The 16237-nt window shown below is 52.7% G+C and carries 16 protein-coding genes and 2 pseudogenes; 9 read left to right on the plus strand and 9 right to left on the minus strand.

Annotated features, from left to right (window positions below; all coding sequences use genetic code 11):
- The first annotated feature begins 34 nt into the window (after positions 1-34).
- The 3 genes from KSS96_RS24975 (at position 35) to KSS96_RS24985 (ending at position 3133) form a co-directional block, all read left to right on the plus strand.
- Positions 35-418: a hypothetical protein gene (locus KSS96_RS24975; RefSeq protein WP_186701143.1), complete on the plus strand. Its 384-nt coding sequence runs from the start codon at positions 35-37 to the stop codon at positions 416-418.
- Between the two features lie 55 nt (positions 419-473).
- A complete protein-coding gene (locus KSS96_RS24980; protein ID WP_186701142.1) occupies positions 474-755 on the plus strand; it encodes a hypothetical protein in 282 nt (93 codons plus the stop codon).
- Between the two features lie 476 nt (positions 756-1231).
- On the plus strand, positions 1232-3133 hold the full coding sequence (locus KSS96_RS24985; RefSeq protein WP_186701141.1) for a potassium transporter Kup: 1902 nt from the start codon (positions 1232-1234) through the stop codon (positions 3131-3133).
- A gap of 62 nt (positions 3134-3195) precedes the next feature.
- On the opposite strand, the gene KSS96_RS24990 is transcribed toward KSS96_RS24985, so the two are convergent.
- The 6 genes and pseudogenes from KSS96_RS24990 to KSS96_RS25015 form a co-directional block, all read right to left on the minus strand.
- On the minus strand, positions 3196-3351 hold the full coding sequence (locus KSS96_RS24990; RefSeq protein ID WP_186701140.1) for a hypothetical protein: 156 nt from the start codon (positions 3349-3351) through the stop codon (positions 3196-3198).
- Positions 3352-3393: 42 nt separating this feature from the next.
- On the minus strand, positions 3394-4305 hold the full coding sequence (locus tag KSS96_RS24995) for a magnesium transporter CorA family protein (protein ID WP_186754774.1): 912 nt from the start codon (positions 4303-4305) through the stop codon (positions 3394-3396).
- Between the two features lie 3 nt (positions 4306-4308).
- Positions 4309-5490: pseudogene (locus KSS96_RS25000) on the minus strand (RimK-like ATPgrasp N-terminal domain-containing protein); the annotation flags it as partial.
- Between the two features lie 52 nt (positions 5491-5542).
- Positions 5543-6235, minus strand: a complete 693-nt coding sequence (locus KSS96_RS25005; protein WP_186701194.1) for a DUF421 domain-containing protein — start codon at positions 6233-6235, stop codon at positions 5543-5545.
- 154 nt (positions 6236-6389) lie between these two features.
- Positions 6390-6617 (minus strand): DUF6555 family protein, encoded by a 228-nt coding sequence (locus tag KSS96_RS25010; protein ID WP_186701138.1) that lies wholly within the window; start codon positions 6615-6617, stop codon positions 6390-6392.
- Positions 6618-6778: 161 nt separating this feature from the next.
- Positions 6779-7189, minus strand: a complete 411-nt coding sequence (locus KSS96_RS25015; protein ID WP_186701137.1) for a response regulator — start codon at positions 7187-7189, stop codon at positions 6779-6781.
- A 410-nt stretch (positions 7190-7599) separates the two neighbouring features.
- On the opposite strand from KSS96_RS25015, the gene KSS96_RS25020 reads away from it, so the two are divergent.
- The 5 genes from KSS96_RS25020 (at position 7600) to KSS96_RS25040 (ending at position 12308) form a co-directional block, all read left to right on the plus strand.
- Positions 7600-8610: a chemotaxis protein CheB gene (locus KSS96_RS25020; RefSeq protein WP_186701136.1), complete on the plus strand. Its 1011-nt coding sequence runs from the start codon at positions 7600-7602 to the stop codon at positions 8608-8610.
- A 156-nt stretch (positions 8611-8766) separates the two neighbouring features.
- Positions 8767-8991, plus strand: a complete 225-nt coding sequence (locus tag KSS96_RS25025) for a DUF2188 domain-containing protein (RefSeq protein WP_186701135.1) — start codon at positions 8767-8769, stop codon at positions 8989-8991.
- Positions 8992-9102: 111 nt separating this feature from the next.
- The gene (locus KSS96_RS25030; protein WP_225913301.1) at positions 9103-9636 is read left to right on the plus strand and encodes a hypothetical protein; all 534 of its coding nucleotides are present in this window, start codon (positions 9103-9105) and stop codon (positions 9634-9636) included.
- A 305-nt stretch (positions 9637-9941) separates the two neighbouring features.
- Positions 9942-11453, plus strand: coding sequence for a sensor domain-containing diguanylate cyclase (locus KSS96_RS25035; protein ID WP_217855428.1), 1512 nt, complete (start codon positions 9942-9944; stop codon positions 11451-11453).
- Between the two features lie 309 nt (positions 11454-11762).
- A complete protein-coding gene (locus KSS96_RS25040) occupies positions 11763-12308 on the plus strand; it encodes a DUF488 domain-containing protein (RefSeq protein WP_186701133.1) in 546 nt (181 codons plus the stop codon).
- 326 nt (positions 12309-12634) lie between these two features.
- On the opposite strand, the pseudogene KSS96_RS25045 reads toward KSS96_RS25040, so the two are convergent.
- The 3 genes and pseudogenes from KSS96_RS25045 to KSS96_RS25055 form a co-directional block, all read right to left on the minus strand.
- Positions 12635-13243 (minus strand): annotated as a pseudogene (locus KSS96_RS25045) (histidine phosphatase family protein); the annotation flags it as partial.
- A gap of 67 nt (positions 13244-13310) precedes the next feature.
- A complete protein-coding gene (locus tag KSS96_RS25050; RefSeq protein WP_186754782.1) occupies positions 13311-14312 on the minus strand; it encodes a metallophosphoesterase in 1002 nt (333 codons plus the stop codon).
- 325 nt (positions 14313-14637) lie between these two features.
- Positions 14638-15105: a transcriptional regulator gene (locus KSS96_RS25055; protein ID WP_186701132.1), complete on the minus strand. Its 468-nt coding sequence runs from the start codon at positions 15103-15105 to the stop codon at positions 14638-14640.
- A gap of 305 nt (positions 15106-15410) precedes the next feature.
- Between KSS96_RS25055 and KSS96_RS25060 the strand changes: the two genes are divergently transcribed.
- Positions 15411-15965, plus strand: coding sequence for a hypothetical protein (locus KSS96_RS25060; RefSeq protein ID WP_189683307.1), 555 nt, complete (start codon positions 15411-15413; stop codon positions 15963-15965).
- Positions 15966-16237: the final 272 nt, after the last annotated feature.

Consider the following 16237-nt stretch of genomic DNA (forward strand, 5'->3'; position numbering starts at 1 on the left):
GTTAGGCCGTATATACCGCCAACGGAGTGCAACAATGCTGAACATGATTGGCCGGGATTTTTATGGTAAGCGCCACACAGAATTTGACCTAATACGAATCAAAAAAGCCCAGGCGCAAGGCTTCGATAGACCGATCACAGCGTATCTTTGCAGCGCCTCCATCAAAGCCCGAACGGGCATAGGCGTAGTGTTTGGTCACAACCGTAAAGACCAATATGGACGGTTTGGCGATGGCCACCTAATCCGAACATCTGACGTGATTAAAGCGGAGCGCGAGGGCAGATTTTGGGTGCTGACCACAGTCAACTCTAGGTATGTTCTCGCTACATTCCAGAGGGGCAATGGACGTGCAAGTCTGCGTGAGTTTCTGCGGCTTTCACAGGGGATGCACCACTTCACCCCGCGAGGGTTACAGTAATGACCGTGGTCTTCTTCCACTGGCAAAGCCTCCTGAATGGCTTCGAGGTGGTGTCATGATCGTCAAGGCAGGCGAAGTCATCTGCATTGCCTCGGGCATTTTTGAGAATTACGACCGCGCAGGGCCCTTTGTTGCAACGCAGGACTTCGACCTCGATTCATTCATAGCAGAGGCAATGAAGCCGCTCACAGAGAAATGGGAAGTGTCGAGCTTGTTTGCGGATATTCCCAGGGTGCTTTTCGATAACGGGCTCATCACCAAGCTTCCTTGTCGCAAAATTTACCTAGGAGCGATGGGCGAAGTCGACATTTGGGAAGAGCAGGATGACCTTCGATGACGACGCTTCAAGTATTTGACAAAAGCCTAATGAAGGTAGCGATAGAGCTGAGATTCTTTGCCTTGCAGCAGCCGCACTTAGGATCGCGGTAAATGTTGATGACTTCAGCGCCTTGTGCCGCTCCGGTCATGAGTAGTGTCGTGAACGCGGCAATTCGCAGACTGGCAGCCCTGACTGTCGAGCAATCGCCCGAGCAAATCAGGGCAGCAAATCAAAGTTGCTTAACCGATCAATCGCCGTACCTCAGTTAATCGCTTATAGCACTGCCTTCTGACTAGGGTCGCCTTAGCGCACCCTGAAATTCGAGGAAATCTAATCTAATTTTTTACGATTTCTTTACGGTAGGTTTTATCGCTCATCCCGATACTGGCCGTGATTTTTGATCGTCCACGTGCCTGCTCAGCAGTTGGCCCTGGAAAAACGTAATGCCCAAGGACGGCATGCAGTTACTCCCCGCTAATTGAGAGGGCGCCACCTTGAGTGAGACCGCAACCGCTACACACGTAGACTCCCCATCCAAAGCATCAGGGGTGGGCTTACTCGTCGCTGCTGTAGGTGTGGTTTACGGAGACATTGGCACGAGCCCCCTCTACACGTTGAAAGAGGTCTTTTCCGGGCATTACGGTGTTCAGGTGAATCACGATGGCGTGCTTGGCATTCTGTCGTTGATCTTTTGGTCACTGATCTGGGTAGTCTCGATTAAGTACGTATTGTTCATTTTGCGTGCCGACAACCAGGGCGAAGGCGGCATCATGGCTTTGACTGCGTTAGCCCGCCGCGCAGCTGCACCTTACCCACACATGAGCAAGATACTGGTTCTGCTCGGCCTATTCGGCGCGGCACTTTTTTACGGCGACAGCATGATTACCCCGGCTATTTCGGTGCTCTCTGCGGTCGAAGGATTACAGTTAGCATTTGATGGTATCGAGCACTGGGTCGTGCCTATATCAGTGGTCGTGCTCGTCGCCCTGTTCTTGATACAGAAACATGGCACAGCTCGAATCGGCATACTGTTTGGCCCTGTCATGGTGCTGTGGTTTGTGGTGCTGGGCGCCCTCGGTATCCACGGCATTTTGCAGCGGCCCGAAGTGCTGCAAGCGCTAAACCCTGTTTGGGCAGTGCAGTTCTTTGTTGCTCATCCAGGCATGGGTGTAGCGATTTTGGGCGCCGTCGTGTTGGCATTGACCGGTGCTGAAGCACTGTATGCCGACATGGGCCATTTTGGCCGCAAGCCGATTTCTCGGGCATGGTTCATGTTGGTGTTGCCGGGGCTGGCACTTAATTATTTTGGCCAAGGCGCCTTGATCCTGGAAAACCCGGAGGCTGTGCGCAATCCGTTCTACTTGCTTGCGCCGAGCTGGGCACTGCTGCCGATGGTCGCGCTTTCCACACTGGCGACCATCATCGCTTCTCAAGCCGTAATCTCCGGTGCTTTCTCCCTGACGCGCCAGGCCATCCAGCTAGGGTACGTCCCTCGGATGTTCATCCAGCACACCTCCAGCCAAGAGCAGGGGCAGATCTACATCGGCACGGTTAACTGGGCGTTGATGGTAGGTGTTGTACTGCTGGTGATCGGGTTCGAGTCATCCAGCGCCTTGGCTGCCGCTTATGGGGTCGCGGTGACAGGCACCATGTTGATCACAACGATCCTGTCTTCGGCTGTCGTCCTGCTGCTATGGAAAACACCGCGCTGGCTGGCGATCCCGATGCTGCTTGGCTTCTTGCTCGTCGACAGCTTGTACTTTGCGGCCAACGCTCCGAAGATTTTTCAGGGCGGAGCATTCCCGGTCATTGCCGGTGTCGCTCTTTTCATCCTGATGACGACTTGGAAGCGGGGTCGAAAAATCATTGTTGAGCGGCTGGATGAAACCGCGCTTCCTTTGCCCTTGTTCATCAGCAGCATTCGCTCGCAGCCTCCACATCGAGTGCAAGGAACAGCAGTCTTTCTCACAGCGAGGGCTGATGCCGTACCTCATGCGCTGCTGCACAACTTGCTGCATAACCAGGTCTTGCATGAGCAAGTGGTGCTCCTCACCGTTGTGTCTGAAGACAGCCCACGCGTCAGTCCTGCGCGTAGGTTCGAGGTCGAAGCTTATGGGGAAGGTTTTTTCCGAGTGAGCCTTCACTTTGGCTTTATGGAAGAAGCCGACGTTCCTCTGGCATTGAGTCTTTGCCACTTGGCTGACCTTGATTTCAGTCCGATGCGCACAACGTATTTCTTGAGCCGAGAGACCGTGATTCCTACTAAACGAATCGGCATGGCGCGCTGGCGAGAGAGTCTTTTTGCCTTCCTGCTGAAGAACGCAAACAGCAATCTCAAATATTTCAAATTGCCCATCAACAGGGTGATCGAGCTGGGTACCCAGGTGGAAATGTAAAAAACATCTGAAGCCGCATGTGTCATTTAAAATGGCAAGGCTTTGGTTCGGGAAACGGCTGCTCACGACTTGTTCGTGTTGATCTTCCCAGTGTCTATTTTCGATGGAGGCTTGGGCAAGCCGGATTCGAATAGGAAGCGATGATCAAGAAAACTAATCATGCTTCCTACCGCCGCAATCACAACCATCATCAACATACCGATATCCGAAGATTGCATCGTGTGCTCCTGACCGAGATACCCATTAAAAAAGCGAATTCGTTAGGCCATACGCCGCAATGCGTAAACCATTCCCGCACCGACGAAACCCATGCACATGATCAGTACGGGAAAGGACATCCACCAGGGAACACCGGACGTCATCATGCTGAATTCCGACATCCCGCCGATGCCGGCGATAAGGTTTAACGGGAGGAAAACGACATTGATGAGCGTAAGTTTGCGAAGGGCTCGATTCATGCTGTTGTTTGCAAGGTTGCCGTGCGACTCGATCAGGTTTGCGAACACCTTCGCGTGAATTTTGGCCTGCTGATAACTTTGCTCGTTTTCTATGATCAGGTCGTTTAGCGAATCTAGCTGTCTGTCACTGAAGCCTTGTCGCTGGCCATGGTTTCGCAGCAGGGTCAAAACCGCGCCGTTACCTTGAATCGCGTTTACGTAGTAAACAAGGCTTTCGCTCAGGTTGTACATTTGAGCCAGCTGCTGGTTATCCATCGCTCGGGTGAATTGGTGCTGAATCTCTCGAGCAATTTGTTTCACTACCCTCAAATGCCCGAGGTAGTGATGAACGCTTTCAGCGAGTAGCGCCATCAACACATCCACTGGGCCAGTCATTTGCAGATCGTGCTCAAGACTGGACAGCAGCGAATTGCTTGCACAAATCACCACCAGCCGCTTTTCACTCGACACCACGCCGAACGATGAGACATTGAATGCTCGCCCGTCAAAGCTTTCCGGGCGCTTCCAGATCAGGAACAGGTGATCTGGTTTGATCTCGATTCGAGCCACCTCATCAGGATCGAGGGACGATTCCATCGCTTGAGCGCTAATGCCCAAGCGACTCTGTAGCTCGGATTGCTCGGCTGCGTCCGGGGCGACAGACAGCCAAATACACGCGTCGTCTTTTGATGCGCAGCACAGGGAGCCAGACTGTATAGAGTAACCTTCAACCATCGGTCACCACGCCTGGCCACGGTGTTTCAGTTCCAGCCTTTGCGTGAAGGCCAGCAATACGCGCCGATACAGTTCGTCACCCAGCACGGCATCTTCGATACCAGCGTCGAGGTTGGGGTTGTCGTTCACTTCGATCACCAGTACCCGATCACCTGCCTGCTTGAGGTCGACGCCGTAGAGCCCATCCCCAATGAGACGGGCCGTTTGTACGGCAAGCTGCACGACTTCGGACGGGGCTTGATCTACAGGCACCGCCTCACACATTCCGTTGATTTCCCCAGCAACCGCCTTGTGGTTGTAAATCTGCCAATGCCCTTTGGACATGAAGTATCTACAAGCGTAAAGCGCCTCGCCGTTGAGTACACCGACGCGCCAATCGTATTCGGTGTAGCAATATTCCTGGGCAAGCAGCAGCACGGAATGCTCAAACAACTCCTGGGCAGCAGTGGCCAATGCTTGAGCATCGGTGACCTTGATCACGCCTTTTGAGAAGCAACCATCGGGAATTTTCAGCACCAAAGGAAAACCCAGACGGCGCCCGACATTCTCGAGCTCCTGGGGACGATCTTTGTAGAGTATCTCCGTTGCCGGCATGCCCAAACCCCGACGCTTCAACAGGTCGGCGAGGTAAACCTTGTTGGTGCAGCGAAGAATGGAAGATGGATCGTCAATAACGACCAAGCCTTCACTTTCAGCCTTCTTGGCAAATCGATAGGTGTGATCATCCACCCGTGTCGTTTCGCGGATGAAGAGCGCATCGAATTCGGCGAGACGCGCGTAGTCCTTCTTCTCGATCAATTCGATATCGATGCCTAGCTTTTTACCGACATCGATGAAACGCTCCAAGGCCATGGGATTGGAGGGTGGTAGCGCCTCAGCAGGATCGTACAGGATGGCCAGGTCGTATCGGGCAACGCGTTTGGATGCGGGCTCCCGCCATGTTCTGCGGTTGAAGGCATCCAGCGCATCAGCGAAAACATGTTGTTGTTCGTCCCGAAGCTTGTGCAGTGCACCAGCCTTGATACCAGCAATTTGCCAAGTGTCACTACGGCGGAATTCCACCAACAGGATGGGACAAGGAAAGGCCTCAAAAAGCTGGCGACCGATCTCCTGCAGCGGTTCAATCGACGCCTTGCCGAAGTACAACGAGAGCGTGAAGGCTTCTGTTTCGCCGTATGGGTGATTTGGCCACCTATGCAAAGACCGAGTGCCGAGGGGTGATATTGTCTCAATACCATCATCTACATCTTGGACTGCTTAAGGCTGTTGACCAGATGTCATGATTGCACCGAGAACAATCTGCGCGTTGGGCCTCCGCAATGTGCTGAGGGCAACCGCAATTTACGCAGCAGAACAGGGCCGTCGCAGGCGCAGTTTCAAACTCAGCACGATGTTCTAATGGTAGGACGGACAGCCCAGGGCGCAGATCTTTCTGTTCGAAAAAATAAAGGCTGATGTCGCCGTCGGTCTCAACGAGACCGAGTCTTACTTGTCCGAGATGTTCAACACCTTGCTGTCGTAACTCCATCAACAATTCGTTGGATGAGATGTTCAGCGTGTCTAAAGACTTAAGCTCATAGAGACCGTCACGGATGACAGTTACCGGAAGCCCATCCATCCAGGCTTCGAATCTTTTGCTCTTGGTCATCACTAAGACGGTAAGCCGGTAGAGAAGCAGGAGCGTGAGAAATACTACGGCGACCGGCAGCAGCGGAACGTCATGATAGAAGGACACATCTCCTGCTGCTGAGCCCAATGTCAAAATTACGACCAGCTCAAAAAGTGAGAGCTGTCTGATCCCTCGTCGACCGCTGGATTTCAAAAAAAGAAACACTGCGAGAAAAGCGAAGGTGGCCCGGAAACCCACCTCCAGCAAGAACGTTAAAGGAAATTCGTCTATGAGCATCCGCTGGATATCAAAAGGCGACATCGTGACCTCGATTTTATTGTGAGAGCAGCCGACGGATCGATTCAACATTTGATTCCAAAAGCTGGTACCAGAGTATTCAGCGGGGAATCGAACTTTGCGGTGGGGCTGCGACGCGTAGCGGCTTTATCAAAGGTTCGCGCCATATCACGCGCTACTACGTTGAGCTGGCTCGCCAAGTGACATCGGTAATGCCGTATTTTTCGGCTTGAGGTTTGGACACCATCTTCAGTGGCGGGCGTCCAGGCTTGGGAATTGGGGCTGCGCCCGCATCGCAGCTAGCCCAGTGCCAGGCATCAGCGTTTTGCATCGCTTTGCTACGGATGATGAAGGACTTGGGCACACCATGAAGCTTGTAGTTGATGACGAATAGATTGTTTTCCATGACTTACTCCGTCTGCTCTGATCTAACGGAGTCATCGGGCGCGGAAAAATTCAAAAAATTCAGGGACTTCTCCCCCATATTGATTTAGGGCAGTGGAGATGCAGACTCATCCGCTGAGCACCAACTAAGTCCTGCATGACCTCACGATTTCGAAGCCAGGCTCAACGTTTGCTAATCGGGTTTCCTGGCTGGAGAAGCTCCGCCACTGCCACTACCATGTCATCCAGCGACCAAGGCTTGTGCAGGTAAATGGTATGAGCTGGCACTGCGGTGCTCTCGATCAGATATCCCGAGGTAAGTATCGCAGCGATGTGAGGCCACCTGCCCTTAACCATTTCTATGAACTCGATGCCTTGGACTTGTCCGGGAACGCCATGATCGGCGATCACCAGGACGCATTCACCATGCGCTTCCAGCAGGTAGGTCAACGCATCATCCGCCGTCGCGAACGGGACAGTCTTCGCGCCAATCTCATCCATGATATCGGTCATGAGCGACTGCAGAGTTGGGTCGTCCTCAATGACGATGATCTCACCGCGAATCGGCAGCAGTCCTTCCCAATTTACGTCCAAACAATCCTCCTCTAATCAGGGAAACCGACCAAACAGACGGAACGGTTGGATGAGTGTAAGCGAAAATATCGCGTTTGCCGTGAAAGCGCTTGGAGCACGCGGGACACTCGACTCATGTCATGTCCCCTGCAGATGTCCTCGAAGCACATTGAAAGAGCGTCTGGCGCCTCGCTTTTTGTGATCGCGCGAGCATCGCAGTTAGATTCAATTGTGCGCGTAGAGCTATGAATGCTGCTTAGCAATCCCTTGATCTAGATCAAACTTTGCGCATTTTTTCGAACCTTCCCCCCTGGTACCTATCGAAACCAGGAAGAGAGTCAACGCATCGCAGGGAACATAGACCAGCACTCATTCGCAAAAGTAGATGAGGCAGCTGAGTCAAACTGGAGCATGTAATCTAGGATCGATCCATGCAGAAAGAAAGCCACAACCACCAAGTGATCGTCATCGGCACTTCAAGCGGCGGGCTCGCTGCATTGCGTGAGTTTCTTGCCGAGCTTCCGTCGGATTTAACTGCGGCAGTCTTTGTCACGATGCATATCGGAGACCAACCTAGCGTTCTCCCAAACCTTCTTGCCCAGACGAGCCCATTGCCTGTCGGCTTCGCCGTGGGTGAAGAGCCGATACAGACGGGTCGTGTATACATAGCGCCTCCGGATAAGCATCTGCTTGTCAGAAAAGGAGCTATTCAGGTCGTTCGAAGTGCAAAGGAAAACCACTCGCGACCTGCGATTGATCCGATGTTTAGATCGGCTGCCATCAGCTACGGAAGCAATGCCATAGGGGTGTTGATGACTGGCGAACTTGATGACGGTGTAGTTGGACTCCAGGCGATAAAGGCCTATGGCGGACTGGCCTTCGTACAGGATCCTGAAACTGCCGAAGCTCCCTCAATGCCGACGAGCGCTCTTCGTCATGTAACTGTTGACGGATGCCTGCCGCTCACTGATTTGGGTAGGAGGCTCGTACAGATCATCAATCAACGCATAGCCGGAGCGACAGCGCCTTCTGAATCAAAACGTATCGAGCCATTCGCTACGGAGAATGATCTGGCTGAGGATTTCAGTAAGGGTGGTTCTTACGCGCTGGATGAGATCGGCCAAGTCGCAGCCATTTCCTGTCCTGAATGCGGAGGCGCTCTGTGGGAGATAGACGCGTCATCACCACGGTTTCGCTGCCATACCGGTCATGCTTATACCGCCGCCGCATTGTTTCATGCCCAAAATGAAACGATTGAGGAGGCACTCTGGGTGGCCATTAGAGCCTTGCATGAAAAACAGTTGCTCTTGGGTCGGCTCATGCAGAGCAGCAAAGACGGCGGGCGCTTGGGCGCGTTACGAGAATACGAACTTGCGGGTGAGGGACTCGAAGGTCATAAGGCGACCCTACGCGCATTGCTTACTTCGTTACGTCCCGCTTGAGAACGTGCCGATTTGGATCTTGTTGTCGTATCGCCTAGGAACGTCCGAAGCGGATTTCCGAAAGCATTCAGCGTGCCGCAAATCCGTTCAAACTCTCCGGATCTCTAATGGTCAACTTGATAGCAGGTATCGATACGTCATATCAGAGGCGAGCCAATGGATAACTATCACATCAAGAAAACAGGAAAGCTTTGGGAGCTCGTCAAAGAGGGCGCGCAACGCGCCTCCAAGACCGCATCTACCAAAGCAGAAATTACCGAGATAGCGAGCGAATTTCTTCAGGGCAAGACAGCCTCTCTCAAAATTCACAAAGAGGACGGCACGATCCAAGAGGAGCGTACGTTTCCTCGATCAGCAGATCCTAGTAAAACAAAAGGCTGAACCGGGCACATGAAAATGGTTGCGGCGCGCATTTCACTGGCACTGCTATGCAAGCAACCGACCTGAAGTCTCGGTCATCCCAAATGGACTTCGCTTCAACTACAGGTGCTGATGATGGTCATTGCATGTCTAGGATGGGGATCTTTGATTTGGAAGCCGGATGCCTTACCGCTCGCGAGCGAGTGGTTTATGGATGGCCCCGTGTTGCCCATCGAGTTCGCGCGAATCAGTGACAACGGAGATCTTACGACGGCCATATGCGCGAATGCGCCTGGGTGCACAGTGCTTTGGGCGATACTGGATCTGGACAACCTTGATGAGGCACGCGAGGCCCTTAGAATTCGGGAGGGGGTACCTCAAGATCGGGAGGATGGCATCGGTAGTTTCATGGTTGGGAAGACCGTAGCGGGGGTCATTGCTGAATGGGCGATCCCCCGCCAATTGGACGCGGTAATCTGGACTGGATTGCCACCAAGGTTCGGAGGCATTGAAGGTTTAGTTCCCGCAGCTGAGGACGCTGTTGCCTATCTTGCCGGCTTAAGCGGAGAAGAACGTGAACACGCGCGCGACTACATCAAAAATGTGCCGTCCCAGATCGATACACCCTACCGGCGCCAGATCATGACAGGGCTTGGGTGGCATTGATTCGGTAGAACACCAAGTAAAAATCGCCGCCATCACTCCGAATTGGTGGCTCCGAGAAACTGGCTGCAAATATCTTCACCAGACAAAGGAGGTGAGTTGGTCGATCTTCGCAAGCATCAGGATAGACCGTTTGGGGTTTGTCCGGCGTTTCACAAAGTGCAGGAGCCTTCGAATTTTCTACGCTCTGGCGATGTCCGCTGCGTCCCGGGGTGCTCAGAAGCCACCGGCGAATGCTTTGATCTTTCTTTAGATGTACGGTATGAAGATTGCTCTATGAAGCCCACCGCCAATTTGACGACGCGCACATGACGCTCTCCTTACCGATCTACACAAGGCTGACACCTAAAGCGTTGTCCCTTTCGCTGATAGGTTTCATTCTTCTGGTCTGTTTTTCGTTGATCCTTGCTACTGTTTGGCAGATGGCGAAGTCGTCCGGTGAGCGAGTAGACGCGGCCAAAATAACTGTTTCGAACATCGTGCTTGCCGCTGAGCAGCAGGCCCGTGACACGATGCTGCAGGCCGACAATACCTTGCGAGATCTTGCTGAGCGTGTAGCGCACGATGGAAGCGGCCCTGATCAACAAGAGCGATTGGCGAAGCTGCTGGCCCGACAGGTGAATAATATTGAAGGTGTTCAAGGGCTTTTCATCTTCGATGCTCACGGCAACTGGATGGCGAATTCATTTTCGGAAGGCCTACACACCAAAAACAACAGCGACCGAGCATACTTCGTTTATCACCGCGAGCACGATGATCAGTCCATCCACATCGGCTCCATAGTCGAAAGTCGAACGACTGGCGAGATGGTGATCCCTATCAGTCGGCGTATCGAAACAGCCGATGGAGCATTTGCAGGAGTTGCGTTAGCCACGGTTCCGGTTTCATATTTCCAAAGCTTTTTCAAGCGTGTGGACGTTGACGACGAAGGAGTAATTTTCCTAGCACTCGATAACGGCGAGCTACTCGCCCGACGCCCGACAGTCGCAGCTTTGATGACGACCAATCTTTCCAAAGGTGAGATTTTCAGCCGGTACCTACCTCAGAGCGACAGTGGTACTGCAGTCATCAAATCCATTGTAGATGGCATTGAGCGGATCTACGCCTATCGTCGCTTGGCAGGGTTGCCTATCGTCGCTGCAGCCGGAGTGTCGTACGAGCATGTATTTGCTCCTTGGTGGTCATATGTTTACCAATCGGTTGCACTGGTAGGCTCCATCATATTGGCTTTGGCGTTTTTAGGTAGCTTGCTATATCGGCAGATCCAACAGCTGCTTGTCGCAGAGCGTGAGCTCAAAGCAATCCGAAAAGAGCTAGAGGTGATAGCCCATACAGATGGTCTCACTTCTCTAGCCAATAGGAGAAATTTTGACTTGGCTATGGATAAAGAATGGAAGCGTGCCACGAGAAATCAGACAAGCATATCCGTAATCCTTTTGGATATAGATTTGTTCAAGCAATATAATGACCATTACGGCCATTTAAGTGGTGATGATTGCCTTGTGCGCGTAGCGAACCTTATTGCAGCTAACGTCAATAGACCAGGTGATATCGCTGCTCGCTACGGTGGGGAAGAATTTGTAGTTCTGCTTCCGGACACTGAACTCGCAGGTGCGGTTATGGTTGCAGAGAACATTAGGCTTTCCTTGTTGGATGCAAAAATTCCACATTCAGCGAGCCCATTCGGCGTAGTCACCATAAGCTCTGGTGTAGTCTCGACTGCTAAAACAGGAGAGGAGAATCATAAAGAATTTCTGATCAAAGCTGACCGTTTGCTTTACAGCGCTAAGGCTCAAGGACGGAATCGAGTAGCAAGCTGAACACCGATAGCCTACAAAACGCCTCGAACGTTATCTCCAACTTCACCGCTACCTTGGGCTTCGACATGGAGCGTTAATTCCATCAGTGCAGCCTCCAGGGCGAGCTGATTTGATATCCTTTCCAGCGCTTTCGATAACGGATATTCGCTTGCCATGAGCTTCCTTTATCCTTGAAATTGTCTGAGCGTAGCAGCGGGTTCGGGTTGGGCATGAGGTGTGCCGCAACCGTTGCGAGGCGTAGCTCAGCATCTCTTTTTTTGGATCCTTGACTTCGAAACTATTCCTGCGAGACGCACATAGGAGGAGGTTATGAACAAAGCAGTCTTTACTGTGGGTCATTCGACAAAGCCTATCAATGTCTTCGTCCAGATGCTCCAGAGCTTCGATGTTGACGCCGTGGTAGACATCCGGACTGTGCCTCGCTCCAGGACGAATCCTCAGTACAATTTGGATGTGCTGCCAGAGTTATTAGCCAAATCTGAAATCTTGCATTACCAGATCGAGAGCTTAGGCGGATTGCGAAAAAAATCCAAAAACGTCCCGGATGACATCAATGCATTTTGGGAAAATAGAAGCTTCCACAACTACGCTGACTACGCTTTATCGGATGAGTTTGAAGACGGTTTGCATCAACTGTTGAAGCTGAGCGACACCAAGCGTTGCGCCATCATGTGCGCGGAAGCGGTCTGGTGGCGATGCCATCGTCGTATAGTCGCTGACTACCTGCTGAACCGAGGGGCGGAGGTCTTTCACATTATGGACATTGGCAAGTCCACGAAGGCGATACAGACTCCTTCTGCCGAGCTAGTGGGAAGCAAGCTTACCTATCCGAAAAAAGGCGAATCGAAAGAATAGCCTCCGTTTTGCCGAATTTTCCGTCGTTGTACGTGTAGGGCTTTCTCCAGCCAGGTGACACCTCTTGCTAACGTCATTCCCCTCGCATTCCGCTACAGTTTTCTACCAGGAGGGTGTGGGGACGATAGGCTTATAGCCGCTTTAGACTCCTGCAACCATTGTTCGGCGTACATAGCCGAATCGTCATCTGGCAGCGGATAGCCTGCGGCTGAGAGAGCTTCGGCTCGCTCTTCAATGAGCAGGCGCTCAGGATCGCGGGCGACTTGATAGGCTCTGCCCGGCACGCGCCAGGTGGCATCCATTCGTGACTCGGGGGCTGACCGGCTTACTCTCCACCCGTCTTCGTCGGGATCTTTCGAAAGCAGGCACTCACCACAATTGGGTACGTGGTTCGCGATCTCATACTCACGCCAGTCCACCATAGCTCCGCCATCCATGCTGAGCGGCTTGCGCTCAATAAGCCAGGCTACGGCGTTGATAACCTGACCATGCGAAAACGCTACGATGTCTTGAGCTGGATGTTCAGCAAGGCGTTCCATGAACACTTGAGCTCTAGCTATGAAATCTAGAAATGACTCAGCGCCTTCACCATCCGTGAAACCAGAATCTGCTTTTGCCCAATAGGCATCCACCCATTCGCGTCTCTGGGCGACGGTTGTGTTAGTGCACCGTGCAGGTTGAAGGTAAGTGAATTCTTGGATGGGCCAAGTTTCAAAAGGGGTATGAGGAAAGACCGCTGCGGTCGCCATAGCGGTTGAATGCGCTCGGCTGAACGGCGAGGCAACGATCAGAGCCGGAGGATGTTTGAACGATAGAGCCACCAGGTGCGCTTGCTCAAATCCTTTCGGAGTCAGAGGAATGGTCGCGTGATCTAACGTGGCTTGGCCTGCGTTCGCAGCGCTCTCTCCGTGGCGAATTAGCCTGACATGCTTCATTAACCAACTACTCGCACAGGTTCGGCCATCATTTCACTAACATCCCCAAGATTACTGTACTCAACCTTCAATCAAGAAGCCTCGAAAGCAATCCCTCTATCTGGGTGCCTGAATGCTTGAATTTCAGCTCTTCGAGCTTAGCTGCCCTTCGTTCCCCGGTGAGCAGGCTGAGTCCGTGAAGCGCATTAAGCAACTTCTGAGACTCACCAATTTCCGAACGCAAAGTCAGCCAGGTAGTGTTCACTCGACGAGTCAGCTCGTCGGCCTCATGGCTCAAGCTTTGCGACTCAATTAGCCTATTAGCGTGGATGGTTGCTTTCAGATTACCTACCGTCTGCTCAAGTTCTTCCAATAGCTCGGTAACGACGTCCGCTTGGTCAAGTGACACTGGACGCCCTTCGACGTAAATCGTGTCGTCCTGAACGCAATAGATAGCGAGTGGCCCTTCCCCCCCTCCCGTACAATCGAGTGCCAGAACGTTTCCTAATCGAACCGGCGCTGGAATCCAGGTGTGGCCCGTGCACACACGCCAGGCCCCTTTGATACCTTCTCGATGGTGCTTTTTGATCCGCTCGCGCCCCCATAGCGCAATCTCTTCGACAGCAGGGATTGATATGTCTCGAGTGAACTCGACCCATGACATCCCGGAAGGAATGTCCGCGTGAACAACGCCAACCAAGCCGCGAGGCGACTCGATTTCTATGACGGATGGAAGGCTCTCAAGCTTTCCAACTATCATCTCTTTCGATTCGTCGGCTATGGTCGACCACCAGCCTGCGCCATGAGCTACGTAACGAGCGCTGGGGTCTTCCCTGTAAGCATTGATAAGCATCTGCTCATGGTTACCTTGAACGGTAAAGAACCACGGCTCACCAAGAAGCTTCAGACCGTCGAGGACTCCAGGCCCGCGATCTATGAGGTCGCCCACCCCGATGACTCGGTCGATAGCTTTGTCGAAACCTAGCTTCAACAATCCTTTATGAAGATCAATCGTCTTGAAGTGGATGTCACCGACGACGAAGTCGCGACCGACCTCGTTCCGGGGAAGCCTCAGGACTTTCTGACTCATGCGCGGGGTTCCTTCCTGAATGGCCAGCTACCAGGTGACCAAACCCGTATTGTCCACCCAGCAACCGCACCTTCCAACATAAATATCGCCTGACAGGATGACCACACTCCATTGCGCAGGGCTGAGGTATACCGAGTTTCTTCCGACGATGAAAATAACTGGAGCAAGCGGAGCGCGCAGGCCATTAAGGCCGGAGGCGCGAGGATGGAAGCCCAAAGGGCCATGACTTGGCGTCAGCCATGGCATGGTTTACGACAGCCGACCCGATAGGGCGCGCCAAAACCGCGATTTGCTTAGATTGCAGGATTGCTGATGTTCTGCAGGTTTATGTATTCCAATATTTTTGGACAGTGCTTCGCGCAACGCCGAGCTTTTCGGCGATTGTTTTCCTGTCGAAACCTTGCGCTTTCAGGGCTCGAATGTAAATCGCATTAACGGGCCGCTTTGGCTTGCCTTGGGAGCGCTTGATGAGCTTTCCGTCACTGAATTGCTCCTCTACCAACTCCCACCCTCCAGACATCTCGAATTCCCTGACACGCAAGGCAGTACGCTGTAAAGCCTCTGACGGGAGCTCTTCACCCTGCGCAGCAATGGCGAGAGTGACCATCGTCAAAAGGTCGAGTCCTAGGTAGTCAGCGATCTCGTCCAGCTTCTCCAGCGTCGGCGTCGTCCTGGCCTGCTCAAGCTTCCCTAAATTCGTTCTGTGCGTCGCACCTGCCAGATCCTCGTAACTCAACCCTTGGTGTGCACGGGCTCCGCGTAATGCCCCCGCCAGCGCTTCCTTCAGATTCATGAGTCGGATCCTCAAAAGCGAGGATAGAGCCACGGCAAGTGTGTTTCGATAAACAGACCATAGTGATATTATCGTGACATATGGTTTGCCAGGCCGTCGTTTGATCATAGCGGCGCGATGTCTGGATTGGTGATGGATTGGTCATCAGAGCAGCACCTAAGACACGGCCAGGGACGTCTCGATGGGAGACGCGCTCATCAAGTCCGGCGTTTATGGCCCGCGTGAGCCCGCCTGCAATAGTCACTGAGCGACGTCTTGGCAAGAACCAGATCCACTTTTTTGAGCGAAGGCAGGGATAGTGAGTGATGAAGTTCGATTGCGTGAAAGTTTCAGGAAAAGTTGACTACGTTCGATCTGTTGATCGAATGAACGGCGGACATAAAGCTAAAGTCAGCATTGACGGTGCAGTTATCCCGAATTTGCAAGTATCGAATAAGCTTTACGAAGAGTTAGAAGTCGGCGAAAACGTAACTTTGTATGGCCTTTTCAAAAGAAGTAATGACAAGGAAAAAAACACAGGCATCTTGTACGGCCTAGCGAAGCAAAACGGCGAGAAATCATTTGCAACCCAGTACAGATATCAAGTCCCGCTTTTCCTGATCGTCACTGCGGCCATCGCATTTTGCTTAACTTTCGTCGCCGGCTGGATAGCTTCGATATTTCCAGTGCTTTTCTTATTCGGAGAAAATTCAGATTATATGTATACCACTACGGTATTTGCAGTAATTGAGTCGAGCTTGGTTGCCGCTTTTTTCCTGTGGAGGGCATTGGTGATGTTCAACGCTACGTCTGATCCTGAAGCTTGGGAAACTACCGAAGCCGCAGCGCTATCGAGTCGCTTCAGTAAGCTCCACAAGTAATAGGCCTATACGTAGGGCAAGCTTACACCCGCCCCGGCTTCAGGATCGCTGCGCAGGACTATCCTTACCGTGCAGTTCAGAAGGCAAGCGGAGCGCGCAGGCGTGCGGGATGAAAGCCCGTAGGGACGAGACGTGGCTTGCCACGGCTCGGTTCACGCCAGCCATCCGCCGAAGGCGGCACGCCATAACCACCGCCCAGCGTTGTGAAGAGGAGGCTTAAATGAGCTGCGATTTACTCCGCGAGCGTGAGAGAACTAGGCGAAGGGTTCTGT

The organism is Pseudomonas asgharzadehiana, from assembly GCF_019139815.1.
Lineage (GTDB): Bacteria > Pseudomonadota > Gammaproteobacteria > Pseudomonadales > Pseudomonadaceae > Aquipseudomonas > Aquipseudomonas asgharzadehiana.